This window comes from Streptomyces sp. NPDC058195, assembly GCF_042883525.1.
Taxonomy (GTDB): Bacteria; Actinomycetota; Actinomycetes; order Streptomycetales; family Streptomycetaceae; genus Streptomyces.
Map to the genome: position 1 here is coordinate 3101 of NZ_JBHVVM010000006.1, position 17386 is coordinate 20486.

At 72.5% G+C, this 17386-nt stretch carries 15 protein-coding genes; 8 read left to right on the plus strand and 7 right to left on the minus strand.

Annotated features, from left to right (window positions below; translation table 11 throughout):
* Nucleotides 1-238 precede the first annotated feature (238 nt).
* Nucleotides 239-862 carry a TetR/AcrR family transcriptional regulator gene (locus ACFVWY_RS09500; RefSeq protein WP_389869046.1) on the minus strand — a complete coding sequence of 208 codons (624 nt, stop codon included), beginning with the start codon at nt 860-862 and terminating at the stop codon, nt 239-241.
* A 162-nt stretch (nt 863-1024) separates the two neighbouring features.
* Here ACFVWY_RS09500 and ACFVWY_RS09505 point away from each other — a divergent pair, with 162 nt between their 5' ends.
* Together ACFVWY_RS09505 and ACFVWY_RS09510 are read left to right on the plus strand one after the other, a co-directional pair.
* Entirely contained in the window at nt 1025-1849 is an 825-nt protein-coding gene (locus tag ACFVWY_RS09505) for a phosphatase PAP2 family protein (RefSeq protein WP_389869049.1), read from the plus strand.
* The gene (locus tag ACFVWY_RS09510) at nt 1846-2796 is read left to right on the plus strand and encodes a hypothetical protein (protein WP_389869052.1); all 951 of its coding nucleotides are present in this window, start codon (nt 1846-1848) and stop codon (nt 2794-2796) included. Before ACFVWY_RS09505 ends, ACFVWY_RS09510 begins: the two co-directional genes overlap by 4 nt.
* Before the next feature lie 40 nt (nt 2797-2836).
* Here ACFVWY_RS09510 and ACFVWY_RS09515 read toward each other — a convergent pair whose 3' ends face one another.
* Nucleotides 2837-3394: a PadR family transcriptional regulator gene (locus ACFVWY_RS09515; protein WP_389869055.1), complete on the minus strand. Its 558-nt coding sequence runs from the start codon at nt 3392-3394 to the stop codon at nt 2837-2839.
* Nucleotides 3395-3461: 67 nt separating this feature from the next.
* Nucleotides 3462-5477: an FAD-dependent oxidoreductase gene (locus ACFVWY_RS09520; RefSeq protein ID WP_389869057.1), complete on the minus strand. Its 2016-nt coding sequence runs from the start codon at nt 5475-5477 to the stop codon at nt 3462-3464.
* A gap of 260 nt (nt 5478-5737) precedes the next feature.
* On the opposite strand from ACFVWY_RS09520, the gene ACFVWY_RS09525 reads away from it, so the two are divergent.
* Nucleotides 5738-6265, plus strand: a complete 528-nt coding sequence (locus ACFVWY_RS09525) for a DoxX family protein (RefSeq protein ID WP_389869060.1) — start codon at nt 5738-5740, stop codon at nt 6263-6265.
* A 22-nt stretch (nt 6266-6287) separates the two neighbouring features.
* Here ACFVWY_RS09525 and ACFVWY_RS09530 read toward each other — a convergent pair whose 3' ends face one another.
* The 3 genes from ACFVWY_RS09530 to ACFVWY_RS09540 form a co-directional block, all read right to left on the minus strand.
* Nucleotides 6288-7904, minus strand: coding sequence for a chitobiase/beta-hexosaminidase C-terminal domain-containing protein (locus ACFVWY_RS09530; RefSeq protein ID WP_389869062.1), 1617 nt, complete (start codon nt 7902-7904; stop codon nt 6288-6290).
* A 209-nt stretch (nt 7905-8113) separates the two neighbouring features.
* A complete protein-coding gene (locus ACFVWY_RS09535; protein ID WP_389869064.1) occupies nt 8114-9763 on the minus strand; it encodes an FAD-dependent oxidoreductase in 1650 nt (549 codons plus the stop codon).
* A 46-nt stretch (nt 9764-9809) separates the two neighbouring features.
* On the minus strand, nt 9810-10724 hold the full coding sequence (locus ACFVWY_RS09540) for a diiron oxygenase (protein ID WP_389869066.1): 915 nt from the start codon (nt 10722-10724) through the stop codon (nt 9810-9812).
* 463 nt (nt 10725-11187) lie between these two features.
* On the opposite strand from ACFVWY_RS09540, the gene ACFVWY_RS09545 reads away from it, so the two are divergent.
* The 4 genes from ACFVWY_RS09545 to ACFVWY_RS09560 all read left to right on the plus strand — a co-directional run bounded on the left by ACFVWY_RS09545 (nt 11188) and on the right by ACFVWY_RS09560 (nt 15046).
* Entirely contained in the window at nt 11188-11649 is a 462-nt protein-coding gene (locus tag ACFVWY_RS09545) for a hypothetical protein (RefSeq protein ID WP_389869068.1), read from the plus strand.
* A gap of 76 nt (nt 11650-11725) precedes the next feature.
* Entirely contained in the window at nt 11726-12304 is a 579-nt protein-coding gene (locus ACFVWY_RS09550; protein ID WP_389869071.1) for a dienelactone hydrolase family protein, read from the plus strand.
* A 107-nt stretch (nt 12305-12411) separates the two neighbouring features.
* On the plus strand, nt 12412-14229 hold the full coding sequence (locus tag ACFVWY_RS09555; RefSeq protein WP_389869073.1) for a choice-of-anchor A family protein: 1818 nt from the start codon (nt 12412-12414) through the stop codon (nt 14227-14229).
* A gap of 124 nt (nt 14230-14353) precedes the next feature.
* Nucleotides 14354-15046 carry a L,D-transpeptidase family protein gene (locus ACFVWY_RS09560; RefSeq protein WP_389869074.1) on the plus strand — a complete coding sequence of 231 codons (693 nt, stop codon included), beginning with the start codon at nt 14354-14356 and terminating at the stop codon, nt 15044-15046.
* A 16-nt stretch (nt 15047-15062) separates the two neighbouring features.
* Here ACFVWY_RS09560 and ACFVWY_RS09565 read toward each other — a convergent pair whose 3' ends face one another.
* The gene (locus tag ACFVWY_RS09565) at nt 15063-15938 is read right to left on the minus strand and encodes a methylenetetrahydrofolate reductase (RefSeq protein ID WP_389869077.1); all 876 of its coding nucleotides are present in this window, start codon (nt 15936-15938) and stop codon (nt 15063-15065) included.
* 613 nt (nt 15939-16551) lie between these two features.
* Here ACFVWY_RS09565 and ACFVWY_RS09570 point away from each other — a divergent pair.
* Nucleotides 16552-17343: a GH25 family lysozyme gene (locus ACFVWY_RS09570; RefSeq protein ID WP_389869693.1), complete on the plus strand. Its 792-nt coding sequence runs from the start codon at nt 16552-16554 to the stop codon at nt 17341-17343.
* The last annotated feature ends 43 nt before the right edge of the window (nt 17344-17386 follow it).

Sequence of the window (17386 nt, forward strand, 5' to 3'; positions counted from 1 at the left end):
GCTCAAGTAGTTCGAGGGGTCGCGGGGGCGCGCCCAGCAGGGTCCCCCCCGCCCACGCGGGGGGGGCACGGGGGGGGGCGGGGGGGCCCCCCGTCCCCGGGGGGGGCGGCGGGCCACCCCCCGTCCCCCCCCCCCCCGCCCGGTGGTGCGCCGCCCCCGTCCCCACGGTGCGGCGCGAGCGGGCCGTCGTCATCCGCTCGGACGACGGCCCACGTCTGTCGGGACTGCTGGGCAGTCCTTACGGCCCGGACGCGCCGAGCCCGAGCGAGGGAAGGATCACGGTGTCCACGAAGCGGGTGAGGTACGCCGCGTCCGCCTCCTTGCCCTCCAGCAGCGGACGGGCCCGCATCACGCCCATGAGCTGCGCGGCGACGAACTCCGCCGCCGGGGTGTCCGCCGGGATCTCGCCCCGCGCGGCGGCGCGCCGGACCATGGCGTTGATCGTCGCCACGGCGGGCGCGATCAGCGCGTCGCGCAGCGCGCACAGCAGCCCGGGGCTGTGCAGCGCGGCATGGCTGAGCGCGTGCATCAGCGGGGTGTCGCGCCGCGAGCCCGCGCCGATCGCCCGCGCCGCCTCGCGCAGATCGCCCGTGAGCGTACCGGTGTCGATGTGCGGCAGCAGGGCCTGGTGGGTGCCGTGCAGTGCTGCCACCACCAGCTCGGGCTTGGAGCCCCACTGCCGGTAGAGCGTGGACTTGCCGCAGCGGGTCCGGGCGGCGACCCCCTCCATGGTGAGTGCCTCGTAGCCGGACTCCCGCAGTATGTCGAGCACCGCCGCGTAGAACTCCTGGGCCCGCTCCGGGGTGATCTTCGATCGGCGCGGTGCGTGGGCCGGCTCCGGTGCGATGTCCTGCGGCGGCATGGCTCTTCCCTCTCGGCGGAACTGCGGCGAGGTTCTTCGATACGCCAGTGTACCGATACGTGCGTGTACCGATACGCGAACGTATCGGTACACTGGCGTATCGATATGGCGTGGTCCAGACCATGCCGCCGTAACACCGCTTCGTCAGCAAAGGGGCACCGGGTGATCGACGCCGGTAGCGAACCAGCAGGTCGGGAGCCGGACGGTTCTGCCCGACCGCCCCTCGTCCGCGAGCTGCTTCTGGTCGTGGGACTCTTCGTGATCTACAAGCTCGGCCGACAGGCCGCGAACGGTCACGTGGACGAGGCGTTCCGCAACGCAGGGAACGTCTGGGACTTCGAACGCGCCGTGCATCTGCCCGGCGAGGACGTGGTGCAGAACCTGCTGCTGCACAACGAGACGCTGATCCACCTCGCGAACACCTACTACGCGACCGTGCACTTCCCGGCCACGCTGCTCTTCCTGGCCTGGCTGTACTGGCGCCGCCCGCGCCATTACGTGTGGTCACGCCGCATCCTCGCCGCCCTCACCGGCGCCGCGCTCGCCCTGCACCTGCTCTTCCCGCTCGCCCCGCCCCGCATGCTGGCCGCCACCGGACTCATCGACACCGGTCAGGTGTACGGGCCGACGGTGTACGGGGACACCCCGGCGACCGACTCGATGGCGAACCAGTTCGCCGCGATGCCCTCGCTGCACTTCGGCTGGTCGGTCATGGTCGCCGTCGGACTGATCGTGGCGACCCGGACGAGGTGGCGCTGGCTCTGGCTGCTGCACCCGCTCCTCACCCTGCTGGTGATAGTGGGCACCGCCAACCACTACTGGCTCGACTCGATCGTGGTCTCCGCGCTGCTCGCGCTGGCCTTCGCGGCACTGCGACTGCCGCGCGCGGAGCCGGTGCGGGCCCCTGTGCCCTGGCCGTCCGCGGCGGGCGGGCGTGGCGGGGCACGGCCCGCGTCCGGCTACGCCCCGGCCGGAGCCCGGCGATGAACGCCACCGTGACAGCGGTCGCGCTGTCCCTGGTCTCCGCCGCCGCCTATGCCTCGGCCGCGGTGGCGCAGGCCCGGCTCGCCGGGCGCACCGAACCGGGCACCGGGGTGCTGCGCCTGCTCGGGCGCGGCGCCTGGTGGGCGGCGGTCGGGCTGAACGCGGGCGGCGCCCTGCTGCACGTCGCGGCGCTCAAGTACGGTCCGCTCACGCTCATACAGCCGCTCGGCGCGCTCACCCTGGTCGCCGCCGTTCCGCTCGGCGCGCGGGCCGCCGGGCGCAGGGTCAGCCGGATCGAGTGGCGTGGCACGGTGCTCACCCTGCTCGGGCTCGGCGCCCTGTTGCTGACCGCGGGCGGCAGCGCCCCGCACGAAGTCCTCAGCCTCCCCGAGGCGCTGGCCGTCGGAGCGGGCACCATGGCCGTCGTCGCCGGACTGAGCCGCCCGGGAGCCCGCCCCGGACTGCGCCACGCCGCCGCCTCGGGTATCACCTCCGGGGTCGCCTCCGCGCTCACCCAGACCCTGACCGTCTCGGTCACCGGCCGCACCGGACCGCTCTTCAGCTGGGAACTGCTTGTCGTCGCGCTGCTGGTCTCCGCGTTCGCGATGGGCGGGCTGCTGCTCTCCCAGACCGCCTACCGGGGCGGCCTGGGAGCACCGTTGGCGGTCGTCACGCTCGCCAACCCGGTGGCGGCGGCCGCGATCGGCCTGGCACTGCTCGGCGAGCGCCTCCAGGGCGGGGCGGTGAGCCTGCTCCTCGCCCTGCTCGGGACGGTGGCCGCGGTACGCGGAGTCGTCCTGCTCAGCCGCGCCCAGGCACAGTACGCACCCCTCGGCGCCGAGGACGCCCCGGCCGCCGCACCGCCGTCGCGGCTGGTGGCCGGGAACCCGGGCCCGCCGGGCGGCCGGCTGCTGCCGGAACGGGAACAGGCGCCGGTCGGCGGAGTTTAAGGGCTGTCGTCGCACGCCCGCCAGGGATTACGGGACAGCCTTAGGGAAGGTCCGGCCGCCCGTGGCCCGGCTCCCCGTCCTCGCCCAGGGCCCGCGTCAGCCAGCCGATCCAGAAGTTCTCCAGGTCGATGCCGCCGCGCAGGACGAGATGGCGCAGCCGGTCCTCCTCGGAGTGCCGCTCGGGCGGGAAGTCCCGCGCCTCGATCTCCAGGTACTCCGCCAGTTGACGGCGGTGCAGCCCCAGATGGCGGCGGAGCTCCGCGTCCAGGCCGGGCGCGCCGACGGCGGCCGCCGCCCGCATCCGCAGCAGCAGCGGATCACGGGCCTGCTTGGGGTCCTCCCGGCGCGCCACCCAGGCGGCGAGCGCCGCACGCCCCTCCGGCAGCACCTCGTACTCCTTCTTCCGGCCCCGGGCGGGCTGCTCCGCCGGCAGTGCCCGGATCTGTCCGGCCTGCTCCAGCTTTCCGAGCTCGCGGTAGATCTGCTGGTGCGTGGCGGACCAGAAGTAGCCGATCGAGCGGTCGAACCTGCGGGTCAGCTCCAGCCCCGACGACGGCTTCTCCAGGAGGGCGGTGAGGATCGCGTGGGGGAGTGACATGGGCGCATCCTAGGGGCGGGGCCGGTCCGGTGGTGCGGGGCCGTCCCCGGACCACCGGACCCGGGGGTCACAGGGCGGCGGCGAGTTCCGTGCCCTGGCGGATCGCCCGCTTGGCGTCCAGCTCGGCCGCCACGTCGGCACCGCCGATGAGGTGCGCCGCCCGGCCCGCGGTACGCAGTTCCTCGTACAGGTCGCGGCGCGGTTCCTGACCCGTGCAGAGCACGATCGTGTCGACGGGCAGCACATGCTGTTCGCCGTCGACGGTGAGGTGCAGGCCCTCGTCGTCGATGCGGTCGTAGGCGGCCCCGGCGATCATCGTGACGCCGCGGTGGCGCAGTTCGGTGCGATGGATCCAGCCGGTCGTCCTGCCCAGGCCCGCGCCGACCTTGCCGGTCCTGCGCTGGATCAGATGGACGCTGCGGGGGGCGCGCGGGTGGTCCGGGGCACGCAGCCCGCCCCGTTCGCGGTAGTCCGTGTCAACGCCCCACTGCCGGAAGAACACCTCGGGGTCGCGGCTCGCCGCCTCGCCCGGGTCGGTCAGGAACTCGGCGACGTCGAAGCCGATCCCGCCCGCCCCGATGATCGCCACCCGGTCGCCGACCGGTGCCCCGTCGCGCAGGACGTCGAGGTAGCCGACCACGCTGGGGTGGTCCTGGCCGGGGATCGCCGGGGAGCGCGGGGTGACGCCGGTGGCCAGGACCACCTCGTCGAAGCCGTCCAGCGCCTCGGCCGTGACCGGTGCGCCGAGCCGGAGCGCGACCTTCTCCTCGCGGAGCCGGGTGCCGAAGTAGCGCAGCGTCTCGTCGAACTCCTCCTTGCCGGGCACCCGGCGCGCCACGTTGAGCTGGCCGCCGATCTCCTCGGCCGCGTCGAACAGCGTCACCGTGTGCCCGCGTTCGGCCGCCGAGACCGCGCAGGCGAGGCCCGCGGGCCCCGCGCCCACCACCGCGACCCGCTTCACGGTGCGGGTCGGCGCGAGGACGAGCTCGGTCTCGTGGCAGGCGCGCGGATTGACCAGGCAGGAGGTGACCTGTCCGCTGAAGATGTGGTCCAGGCAGGCCTGGTTGCAGCCGATGCAGGTGTTGATCGCGTCGGCGCGGCCCGCGGCCGCCTTGGCGACGAAGTCGGGATCCGCGAGGAACGGCCGGGCCATCGACACCATGTCCGCCCGGCCCGCGGCGAGGACCTCCTCGGCGACCTCCGGCGTGTTGATGCGGTTGCTGGTCACCAGCGGTACCGACACCGCGCCGCGCACCTTCTCGGTGACCCAGGTGTACGCGCCGCGGGGCACCGACGTGGCGATGGTGGGGATACGGGCCTCGTGCCAGCCGATCCCGGTGTTGATGATCGTCGCACCGGCCGCCTCGATCTCCTGGGCGAGCCGCACGACCTCCTCCAGCGAGGAGCCGCCCGGCACCAGGTCCAGCATCGACAGCCGGTAGATCAGGATGAAGTCCTCGCCGACCCGCTCGCGGACCCGCCGCACGATCTCGACCGGGAAGCGGATGCGGTTCTCGTACGAGCCGCCCCAGCGGTCGGTGCGGTGGTTGGTGGCGGCGGCGATGAACTCGTTGATCAGGTAACCCTCGGAGCCCATGATCTCGACCCCGTCGTACCCGGCCCGGCGGGCGAGCCCGGCGGCCCTGGCGAAGTCCTCGATGGTCTCCTCGACCTCGTCGTCGGTCAGGGCGTGCGGGGTGAAGGCGCTGATCGGCGCCTGGATCGCGCTGGGCGCCACCAGTCCGCGATGGTGCGCGTACCGGCCGAAGTGCAGGAGCTGCAGGGCGATCCGGCCGCCCGCCGCGTGGACGGCGGAGGTGACCCGTGCGTGCTGCTCGGCCTCCGCCTCGGTGGTCAGCATGGCCCCGCCGCGGGAGGAACAGCCCCGTGCGTTGGGGGCGATGCCGCCGGTGACCATCAGGCCGACGCCGCCCCGGGCGCGCTCCGCGTAGAAGGCGGCCATCCGCTCGAAGCCGTTCTCCGCCTCTTCGAGACCGACGTGCATCGAGCCCATCAGGACCCGGTTGGGGAGCGTGGTGAACCCCAGGTCGAGCGGGCTCAGCAGATTCGGGTACGGGCTCATGCGGCGGCTCCTCGCGCGGTGTCGGTTGCGCCAGTTGTAATCCACCGGAACGCCATTATGCAACAAGTTGCACAATGGCATGGGTCTCACCGCCCGTCCGGTGGCCGTCGCCCGGACGGCCCAGCAGCGGGCCCCGTCGGCGCCTCGCGCCACGGAGAGTGGAACTGCGCGCTCCGGCCGGCGCGGGGTGTGCCCGCCCCGACCGGAACGGCGCGGTCGCTCATGTGTCCCCTACGTACCCGAACCCCGCGGAGAGCCCCATGTCCTGCCTTGACCGACGTGACCTCGGCCTGCTCGTCCTGCGGGTCGGAACCGGCGCGGTGCTGGCCGCGCACGGCACCCAGAAACTGGCCGGCTGGTTCGGCGGAGGGGGCATCGAGGGGACCACCGCAGCGATGGAGGCGATGGGGTTCCATCCGCCGAAGCACAGCGCGGTCGCCGCCGGGCTCGGTGAGGCGGGCGGCGGCGCGCTGCTGGCCCTCGGCCTCGCCACCCCGGCCGCCGGGGCCGCGGCGGCCGGGGCGATGGCGGGAGCCGTGGCCGTCCACGCGCCCGCCGGGTTCTTCGCGCAGGGCGGCGGATACGAGTACCCGGCGTTCCTCGGCTTCACCGCCGCCGCGATCGGCCTGATCGGGCCGGGCCGCTGTTCCCTCGACCATGTCACCCGGCACGTCTTCAACCGGCCGTGGACCGTCGCCCTGGCCTTCGCGGGCAGTGCCGCCGCCGCGGCGGCCGTGGTCGGCAGGCGCGCCAGGGGGCGGGCCGCGGTCGATCCCGACACCACCTGACGGCCCGCCCCCGGGGACTCCGCTATCCGCGGAAGGCCAGCGACGCGGCCGGGGAGGCGTTCCCGTACGCGTCGACGGCGACCACCCGTGCCACGTACCGGCCTCCGCGAACGGCGCCCGGGACGGGGATGTCGAGGGTGTTCGGACGCGGCATGAAGGTGTAGTCCGAGAGGACCTTGGACGAGACGACCGGGGCTCCGGTCGCGGCGTCCGTGATGTCGACGGCGTAGTGGTGCACCATCTGGTCGTCGCGGGCCTGGGCGATCCGCAGCGCTGTGCCGCCCGCGGCGCCGCTCACCCGGGACAGCGGACGGTTCGTGGTGAACGCCGGTGCGACGGTGTTACGCGTGGCGTCGGTGTAGCGGAAGTTCTCCTTGATCTCCTTGTTGGTCGAGCCCTTCAGCCGCACGGTCCAGGTGGACCCGGCGAGGGTGCCCGCGCTGGCGTAGGGCGGCTGCCAGCTCGCCGACCACTTTCCGCCGGTGTAGATGTCGTGCCGGTCCGCGGCCATGTTCACCCGCGCGATCTCCGTGCGGTCCCGGTAGACCTCGACGAACAGCGCCTGCGCGGTGGGCGTCTCGAAGCGGTCGGCCAGACCGTTCTCGGTGACCATCTGATAGCCGTGGTCGATCTCGACGTACGACATCGAACCGTCGTTGACCGAGGTGAAGTCGCGCTGGTGGATCGAGCGGTCGTCGTTGACGTTCAGGTGCGAGTGACCGGAGAAGAGGATGGCCTGCGGGAAGGCGCTCAGGTCCTCGGCGAGCCGCGGGTTGGCCGCCTGCTGGCCGTCCATCGTCGTCTTGGTGGTGGGCCGGTGGCCCTGGACGAGGACCGGCTTGCCCGCGTAACCCGGGTCCGCGGTGATCGCGGCGAGCCGCTTCTTGAGCCAGTCGCGCTGGGCGGTGTCGGAGTCGTACGTCTCGGTGTTGACGGTGAGGACGTGCAGGCCCTTCACCTCGGACTCGTAGTAGCCGCCGCCCGCGTCGGGGAACCAGGCGGCCGGGTAGCCGGACCGGATCGCCGCGAGGCTCGCGTCGTGGTTGCCGTTGGAGATCAGCAGCTGGGTGCCGGTCATGCCCTTGCGGGCCAGGTTGGACTGGAAGACCTCGGAGACGATCCGGTGGTCGGGCCCCTTGCCGTCACCGTTGTCATTGATCATGTCGCCGTTGGACAGGATCGCGTCGGGCTTCGGGAAGATCGAACCGATGGTGTCGAAGAAGCTCTCGTACTTCTTGTCCGCGTCCTTGTGGCTGCCGATGTGCACATCGGACATGACGACGAGCCGGGCGAGCGGCTTCTCCCGCGTCTTGACCAGATAGCCGTAGGAGACCGGGACGCTGCTCCGGTTGCCGTGGAAGGCGACCGCGGTGACGTTGGTGTCCTTGGCGATCCGCAGCGGACGGCCGGGGGAGTAGACGCTGCTGTCGCGGGTCGGGGTGGTGCCGTCGAGCGTGTAGCGGACGGTGGTGCCGCGCTCGGACTGGAACCTCACCTCGACCGCCTGCTCGTACCGCCCGCCCGGGACACTGACGCCGGGGGCGGCCGGGGTGCGTGTGCCGGGGGAGTCGGCCTGCGCGGCGGTCGGGGCGATCAGCGCGACGGACGTCGCGGCGATCGCGAGGGGGGTGAGTCTCACGTGAGTCCCTGTTCCCCGGCCCGGAAACCCCGCTCCGGGTTTCCGGACCGGTGTGTAACGGATGAATAACCGGTCTGAACCAGAGACGTTAGGTGCCGTGAGTCAGGGGGCGGTGCGAACCGGTGGGCCGCCGGATGAATCGATCATGAACGTCTGAGGCGGGGGCGGCGGGGCCGCCCGGCCCGTGCCACCCCCGCCCCGCGGCCGGTTCAGCCCGATGTCCTCCGGCGGCCGCCCCGCGCCGCCGCGACCAGTTCCGCGACCGTGCCGAACTTGACCCGCGGGCGCCCTCCGGCGCGGCCCCGGGCCCGCTCGGCCCGGTCGATGGCGGCCAGCCCCCTGGCATCGACCACCTGACGGTTGCGGCTCCGCGCCAGCCGCCGGAACTCCTTCGGCGCGGGCACGGGCGGCGTCAGACCACCGGCCACCGCGTCGGCCAGCAGTGTGCCCACGGTCTCGGCGGCGCAGGCCCGGTTGGCACCGATCCCGCCCGAGGGCCCCCGCTTGATCCAGCCGACCACATACGTCCCCGGCATTCCCCTCACCCGGCCGCCCTCGTGCGGCACGGTGCCGGTCGCCTCGTCGAACGGGAGGCCCGCGACCGGCATGCCGCGGTAGCCGACCGCCCGCAGCAGGATGCCCGCGGTGATGTCCGACTCCTCCCGGCCGTCGGTCACCCGCACCGCCCGCACGCCCTCGTCGCCCAGCACCTGTACGGGGGCGGCGTGGAACCGCAGGACGATGCGCCGCCCCGGGCCGGGCGTACCCGTCCGGTCGGCCGTCTCCCGGCGCACCCCGCGCAGCAGCGCCGCCTTGCCGTCCGCCGCCGCACCGTCGATCGCCTCACCGGTCCGCGGATCGTGGTCGTCCACCACCAGCTCCACGCCCGGCAGCCGCTTCAGGGCGAGCAACTCCGCTGTGCTGTACGCGGCGTGTTCCGGTCCCCGCCTGCCGAGCACCACCACCTCGCGCACCCGCGAGGCCCGCAGCGCCGTGAGCGCGTGGTCCGCGATGTCCGTACCGGCCAGGACCTCCGGGTCCGTGACCAGGATGCGGGCGACGTCGAGGGCCACATTGCCGTTGCCCGCCACGACCGCCCGCGGCGAGGACAGGGCGACGGAGTCCGGCGCGGCCTCCGGGTGGGCGTTGTACCAGGCCACGAAGGAGGCCGCCGGGATGCTGCCCGCGAGCTCCTCGCCCGGGACGCCGATCCGGCGGTCGGTGCGGGCACCCACCGCGTAGATCACCGCGTCGTGATGGGCGGCCAGTTCCGCCGCGGTGATGTCCGTGCCGATCTCGACCCCCAGGTGCATCCGCACCCGGGGATGGGCGTGGAAGCGGGCGAAGGTGTCGCCGGCCTTCTTGGTCGAGGGGTGGTCGGGTGCCACGCCGTAGCGGAGGAGCCCGCCGGCCACCGGCAGCCGGTCGACCAGGGTGACCTCGGCGTTGGTGTGCAGCAACAGGTCCTCGGCCGCGTACATGCCGGCCGGTCCCGTACCGACGACCGCGACCCGGATCGGCCCGAAGTCCGAGGGCAGGCTGCGCTCGAACGACGGCGCGTCCCAGTGGTGGAAGACAGGCCCCGTGCCGACCGGCGCGGGCTCCGGACCGGCGTAGTACGCGGCGTTGATCGCGGCGTACTCCCGCTGCTCCTCGGGCAGGCCGTCCACCGGGAAGATCGCGTCGACCGGGCAGGCGTCGGCGCAGGCCCCGCAGTCGATGCAGGCCCGCGGGTCGACGTACAGCATCTCCGTGCTGCCGAAGGCCCGCTCCCGCGGGGTCGGATGGATGCAGTTGACGGGACACACGGCGACGCACGTGGCGTCGTTGCAGCAGGTCTGGGTGATGGCGTAGGTCATCTCGTCATCTCGGGTCGCTCGGCTCGGGTCGTCGGATCGGGACGGATCAGATCAGGTGGGCGCGCCTGTACAGCGCCAGTGCGGGCCGGGTGAGGAGCCGGGCCGAGGCCAGGAAGTCCATCAGGCCCGAACAGCTGGACCGCATCAGGGACTTGTGGTGCTCATTGGCACCTGCCTCGGCCAGGGCGCGCCGGGTGTCGAGCCCGGCGTTCGCGTACACCTCGCGGTTCACCATGCTGGTGACGATGAAGTAGGAGGCGACGGCGATCACGAACGCGTTGATCCGCCGGCGCACCGGGCCCGCGTTCCGCAGCCGCCTGCGGGTCTCGTCGCGGGCGAACTTCATGTGCCGGGACTCCTCGACGACATGGATGTTGTTGATGGTGCGGACGAACGGCGCGACCCGCTCGTCCCGCATCCAGTCCCGCTGCATGACGTCGAGGACCTCCTCGGCGACCAGGATCGCCGCGTACGCCGCCTCGCCGAAGGCGAGAGTCTTGAACGCCCGCCCGAGCTCGACCACCGCGCGGCGCGGCCGGTACGCCGGAGCGCCCAGCTTCGCCGCCCCGCGGGCGAACATGATGGAGTGGCGGCACTCGTCGGCTATCTCCGTGAGCGCCCACTGGAACCGTGGGTCGGTGGCGTCCGTGGTGTAGATGTCACGCAGCACCATCTGCTGGAGGATCATCTCGAACCAGATGCCGGTACTGGCCACCGAGGCGGCCTCTTGCCGGGTCAGTTCCTTGCGCTGCGCCTCGGTCAGCTCGTTCCAGTACGACGTGCCGTAGAGCGTGCTCCACTCCGGGCTCGCGCCGTGGAACTCCTTGTCCAGCGGAGTGTCCCAGTCCACCTCGGTGGCCGGGTCGTACGAGAGCTTCGCCGACGAGTCGAGCAGGCGCCGGGGGACGTCGTGCTCGTCGAACCGGTCGTGGTCCTGTGGCCGAACGGTGCTGCTTGCCATGGTGCGGCTCCTCGATTCGACAGATCGACTCGACGCCCGCCGGGCGCCTCGCTCCCTTGTTAGACGTCACGTCTAGCAAGCTGTTAGACGGAACGTATAGCAAGAGTGCGGTGCGGGCCTACCCCCTGGGCCGGATCCAGTCGGTTGATCTCCGGCCCGGTGTCCGCGGTGGACTGCGTTCCGTGGCCGCTTCCGCGGGTGGTTCCCTGGCCGGTACGGAGGTCTGCGCCGTGATCTGGGCGGCGGCCCGTGCCGTGATCCGTGCTGCCGTCTATTTCATGGCCTTTTCCGTGGTTCGTGCCATGGCCCGTTCCGTACTTCGTGCCATGTCGGAGTGAACTCGCGCTTCTCTGCCGCATGTTGGGCACTCTCCGCCCCGTCGGGCGGTTCCGTGGACCGTAGTTGTCAGTGCGCCGTGCTGTACTGATCGCCGCCCGTCCCGCTCCTCACCGGAGGCCCGCTCATGGCCCAGCTCCACGTCCGCCCCGGCGTGAACCCCGACGAGCCCGCGACGCCCGTCGTCACGCTCCATGTCGACCCGGACGGGGTGCTCGGCGAGCGCGTGGCCGCCCGGCTCGGCGACCACTGCTACGAGGGCGACGGCGTGCTGTACCTGGTGCGCACCGACGGCTGGGCCGACCACACCCTCGACGGTCATCGCCTGACCGTCGGCATCGCGGTGTACGCCGCCGTGCTGACGCGGATGGGTGTGGACCCGGCGGAGTTCCCCGACCGCTCGGCGGCGGACCCGCAGGCGGTGCTGATCCTGCGCGCGCAGACCTCGGTGGACCCGGAGGTGTACGCGCGGGCGGCGCCCGCGACCGCACTCTTCACCGGGGTGCCGGACGAGGCGCTGGAAGGCGGGGAGGACTGGCCCGTCATCCTGGCACTCCCGCCGGAGGGCGAACCGGCGGCCGGGGAGTGAGCCCGCGCCGGTCACGTCCGGCATGATGGCCCCGTTCCCGCACGCCCTTCTGTTCGAACATTTGTTTGGGTTCTTTATGGCTGACGTCTTCGTGTTCCATCACGCCCAGGGCCTCACCCCCGGGGTGACGGCCTTCGCCGACGCCCTGCGCGCCGAAGGCCACGCCGTGCGCACCCCCGACCTCTACGAAGGCCGCACCTTCGACACCCTGGAAGCGGGGCTGGACCACGCCGAGCGCACCGGCTTCGACGAACTGCTCGACCGCGGCGTCCGGTCGGCGGCACAGGCGCCCGCGGACGTGGTCCACATCGGCTTCTCACTCGGCGTGCTGCCCGCCCAGAAGCTGGCCCAGACCCGGCCGGGCGCCCGGGGCGCCGTGCTCGTCCACTCCTGCGTCCCGGTGCCGGCCTTCGGCACCTGGCCCGCCGGGCTTCCGGTCCAGGTCCACGCGATGGAGGCGGACCGCCTGTTCACCGACGAGGGCGACGCGGACGCGGCCCGCGCCCTGGCCGCCGAGGTCCCCGAGGCCGAGCTGCACCTCTACCCCGGCGACCGCCACCTCTTCGCCGACAGCTCGCTTCCCTCGTACGAGGCCGGGGCCGCCGCCCTGCTGCTCGACCGCACGATCGCCTTCCTCCGCTCCCTGGACGCGTGACGTGCCACGTCAGGTGTACGCCGTTCGCATGAGATAGACCGGGAGATCCGAACGGCGCTCCGTGTCATGCGGGCGTCCGGCACGGGGCGGACGCCGAACATGCCCTCATGAGACGTATCTCCCAGCGCTTCGGCGCGCTGCGTGTCCGAGCCGGCAGCACCGGTACGGCCCTGGCCGTGGCCGCGGCGACCCTGCCGGTGCTCGCCCTCGGCCTCGGTGCGGCGCCCGCCCACGCCGCTCCGCTCCCTGGCGGCCTCGGCCCGTGCGTTCCCGGCTCGTGCCCGGACCCGTTCCCCGGGGTCAGCAACGGGCCGTTCGCCGGCCGCGACAACGCCATCAGTGTCTTCGTCGGCAACGACTTCCTGGTACGCGGCCGGGCGGCGGAGGCAGAGGGCCGCGTGGTCGTGCTCGACGACTTCAGCCAGCAGAAGGAGGCCGGGGCCAGCAGCCTGTACAACCTCGGGATCGCCGGGGTGGGCTCCCGGGTGCCGCCGCCTCCCGGCGCGGACTTCCTGACCACCGGCGGGAACCTGACGGTGGCCCGGGGCCAGCGTCTCGACCTCACCGGGGGAGTCCTGGAGACCCCCGGTGTCGCACGGTACGCCGGTACCGAGTCCGGAACGGTGGACGGACGGCTCGTCCACGACCCGGACGCCGCCCAGCCGTACACCGGGCTGCGGGACGAGCTCACCGCGGCCAGCCGGTGCTACGCCCGGGTCGACGGCCGCCCCCGGCAGGCCACCGGAACGGCGGTCAACCAGGGCGGGCAGACCCTGTTCCGCGGCGACGGCACGTCCGCGCTCCAGGTCTTCAACGTGGACTTCGACCTGACCGCGCCCGGCGGCGGCCCGCAGGGAATCGTCTTCGAGGACATCCCCGGCGACGCCACCGTCCTGGTCAACATCGTCGGCAGCAACCGCACCATCAACACCTACAGCGGTGGCATCGACGACAGCACCGACCCGCTCAACGCCCTCCGCGAGCGGCTGCTGTGGAACATCCCCGACGCGTCCTCCGTCCGGCTCCAGGGCATCGGACAGATGCAGGGCAGCTTCCTGATCGGTGAGCAGTCGTCGATGACGACGGTGACCATGGCCGGGGTCAACGGCCGCTTCTTCACCACCGGCTCGCTCACCCACACCAGCATCGAGGGGGGCGGTGGCGGCCAGGAGTTCCACGCCTATCCCTTCGACGGCGACCTGCCCGACTGCTCCGGCACTCCGCTGGTCACCGGCCAGGTCCGGGTGCTCAAGACGGACGCCGAGACCGGGGATCCGCTGCCCGGCGCCGAGTTCGAGCTGTGGCGGGAGAGCAACAGCGTCCCGGGGCTCCAGACCGCCGGTACGACCCCCGACACCCGGGTGACCGACTGCGTCACCGCGGCCGACGGGCGCTGCGTCGTCACCACCACACTCGGCACGTACTACTGGCGCGAGACCGATGCCCCGGCGGGCTACGAACTCCCCGACCCCGACGTGTTCGGCCCGCTGGTGCTCACCGAGGCCAACGCGGGCCGGGGTGTGCAGGCCGTGGCCCGGGACACCCGCATCCCCACCCCGCAGAACCACGGCTCGATCCACCTCACCAAGATCGACCGCACGGACGGCAGTCCGTTGCCGGGGGCCGTGTTCGAGAGCTGGCGGGAGACCAACGGCGTAGCGGGTCTCCAGACCACGGGCGCGAACCCCGACACCCGGTACGGTCCTGGCTGTGCCACCGACGAGGCCGGGCGGTGCGACTTCCCCGCCCTGCCGCTCGGGGACTACTACCTGCTTGAGACCGCCGTACCCGAGGGCTATGCGCGGCCCGAGAACCCGGTCTTCGGTCCCTACGCGGTGACCGAGGCCAACAGCTCCGCTGGCGTGGAGGTCGAGCTCTCCAACGAGCGCGGTGAGCCCTGCAAGGGCAAGACCTGCGACGACTGATCCGGCGCGGGACCGCCCCGGGGCACCGGGGCGGTCACCGGTTCGGCCACCACAACAGGGCGGCCGGGCCGGTGCGCTGATTCACTGGCGGAAACGGTCCCCCGTACGCCAGGAGGTTCGCCCCGTGCGTCCTGCCCCCATATCCGCCGTCGTGGCCGCTGCCGCAGCGGCAGCCCTCGTGTCCGTGCCGCTCGCGGCTCCGGCCACCGCGGCCCCGGTCGCCGCGTGTACCGCCTCGACCGGTCCCTACCAGCGGCAGCTGGAGAAGTACCTCGGCCGTCCCGTCGACGGAGTCCAGTCCGAGGCGGACTGCGAGGCCGTCCGCGCCTTCCAGGTGAAGCAGAAGCTGCCGCGCACCGACGGATACGCCGACCTGGCCACCTACCGCTACATGCTCGCGGTCCAGGCGGCCGACGACCCGAACGCGGCGGGGCACTGCCCGGCCCGCACGTACCGGGTCACCTGTGTGGACATGGACCGGCAGCTGCTGTGGGTGCAGACCGGCAAGCGGATCGACTTCCGGCCGGTCCCGATCCGTACCGGGCGCGACGCGCAGGAGACCAGGCCCGGCTGGCACTCCATCTACTGGCGCGACAAGGACCACGTCTCCTCGCTGTACGACGACGCCCCGATGCCGTACTCCCAGTTCTTCGACGGCGGCCAGGCCCTGCACGGCCACCCGGGCGATCTGTTCGACGGCGGCGGCTCCGCCGGGTGCGTCAACCTCACCGTCGGGGACGCCGCCTCGCTGTGGGACCTGCTGGGGCTTGACGACGCCGTCTACGTCTGGGGCGTCAAGCCGGGCACCGGCTCCTGAACGGCCCGGGGCGCCGTCATGCGCGTGGCCCCTCACTGGCTCCGGCAACCCACTCGGAGGTGGCCCTCAGCCCGCCGAACGTATAGAAGTGGACCTTCACTTCACCGTGCCGTGCCTGGTCGTAGGCCTCGGCCAGTCCGTGCAGGAACCTGTCCGGTCCCGCGGTGCCCACCAGGTGGGTGAGGGACAGGCCGTACTTCCTGGCGATGGAGGCGCTGGTGCCGACACCGAACCGCGTCGCGTAGCCCATCAGCCGCCGCACCCCGGCCGGTCCGGGGACGCCGACGCGGACCGGGAGGGTGATGCCCTCGCCGCGGAGGCGCTCGATCCAGGCCAGGACGAGGCCGGCGTCGAAGCCGAACTGCGTGATGACGTCCGCGCCCAGACCCTGGTCGGCGATGGCCGCGCTCTTCGCGCGCAACGCGGCCCACAGCGCGTCGCGGGGGATGGCCGGGTGGCCTTCCGGGTACCCGGCCATCCCGATGTGCCTGACCCCGTACGCGGCCGGCAGACCGGACTCGATCAGGGAGAGCGAGTCCGGGTACGGCCCGTGCGGGCGCGCGGGGTCGCCGCCGACGGCGAAGACGTCGCTGTGGGTGGCGTCGGCCCGCAGGCCGTCGAGGAACTCCTCGAAATCGGCCCGGGAGCCGAGCCGCCGGGCCGATATGTGCGGTACCGGACGGAACCCGAGGCGCTTGACCGCCCGCGCCGCGCCGAGCCGCGTCCGCGCGTCCTCATGGCCCAGGAAGGTCACGTTGATCCGTGTCCCGGACGGAATGAGGGGTGCGGCCTCCTCCAGCTTCGGTACGTCTTTGCCGGTCATCTCAAGCGAGAAGTCGTCCAGCAGTGACAGCGTACGAGCGGTCGGGGCGGAAGGGCTGAGAGGGTTCATCGTGCTCCTGTCGGGGGCCGGGGGAGAATAACAGGAGCCCGGGAGCGGTCCGGCGGCCGGGCCGGGCGGTGCGGGAGCGCGCCCGCGCGGGAGCCCGGGGGCGGGTGACGGGGGAGCTGTGCCGACGCGTACGCGGGGAGCCGGCCGGGCCGCCGTCGGGGCTCCGGCCGGACCGTTGTGGTGTGTCCCCCACTTTCCTCCCGGTCCCCGCCAGTTGAAAAAAGTTCTGCCGGGCCTTGTTCGTTTCCGCAGCTCACCGACGTGTGGATTGGTCTGGTCCACTAACGGGGCGGAGAACTGTTTACCGTGCGCGCACTCCTGTGGCTCACTGTGTCATGTTCGCGTCATCGGACGCGCGTAGACCCTCCGGGGGAAGCGTGTGGCCGACTCCTCCTGACCGGACGCATGCACGGGTCTTCTGTCCGCCACGCCGAGCGGGCGCCGGCGCGGCAAGAACCACCGCACCGAAGGACCACGCGGCACACTGCATCCCACTCCCCCCACCCAGCAGGAGGCAGTTTTGTTCCCCCGGAGCCTTTCCCGTAAATCCGTACAGCAAAGACTCACCGCGATCGGTGTCGTCGGCGTGAGCGCCGCACTGGCCCTCGGCCTCATGTCGGGCACCGCCTCCTCCGCACCGCGCCCGTCGGACAGCGCCGTTCCGCCGGGCAAGGGCTACATGGGCGTGGGCTACGTCCAGGACAGCAAGGACTTCAGGCCGGACGCCCGGCAGCTGCACCTCGGCGCCCGGCCGGGCGCGGACCTCCTGGCGAACCCGGTGGGTGTGGACATCTCCAGCTGGCAGGGCAGCATCAACTGGGGCGCGGTCCGCGGCGCGGGCATCGAGTTCGCCTGGATGAAGGCGACCGAAGGCACCACGTACAAGGACCCCACGTTCAGCGCCAACTACCTGGGCGCCTACAACGCGGGCGTGATCCGGGGCGCGTACCACTTCGCGCGGCCCGATGTGTCGGGAGGCGCGGCGCAGGCGGACTTCTTCGCCAGCAACGGCGGCGCCTGGTCCCGCGACAACCTGACGCTCCCCGGAGTGCTGGACATCGAAGGCAGCTGCTACGGCAAGACGGCTGCCGCGATGCAGTCCTGGATCCTCGACTTCTACACCAGGTACAAGGCCCGCACCGGCCGCGACGTCGTGATCTACACCAGCGCGAGCTGGTGGAACTCCTGCACCGGCGGCTGGACCGGCATGTCCGCCCGGAGCCCGCTGTGGGTGGCCCACTGGACCTCCGCGGGCAGCCCCAGCATCCCCACGGGCTTCCCGTACTGGACCGTCTGGCAGTACACCTCCACCGGCTCGGTGGGCGGCGTCTCAGGCAACGTCGACCGCGACCGCTTCGGCGGCGACCGCTCACGCCTGCTGGCCCTGGCCAACAACACCCCGTGACAGCCGATGCCGATGCGCGGTCACTGCCGGAGTCTGTGACCCT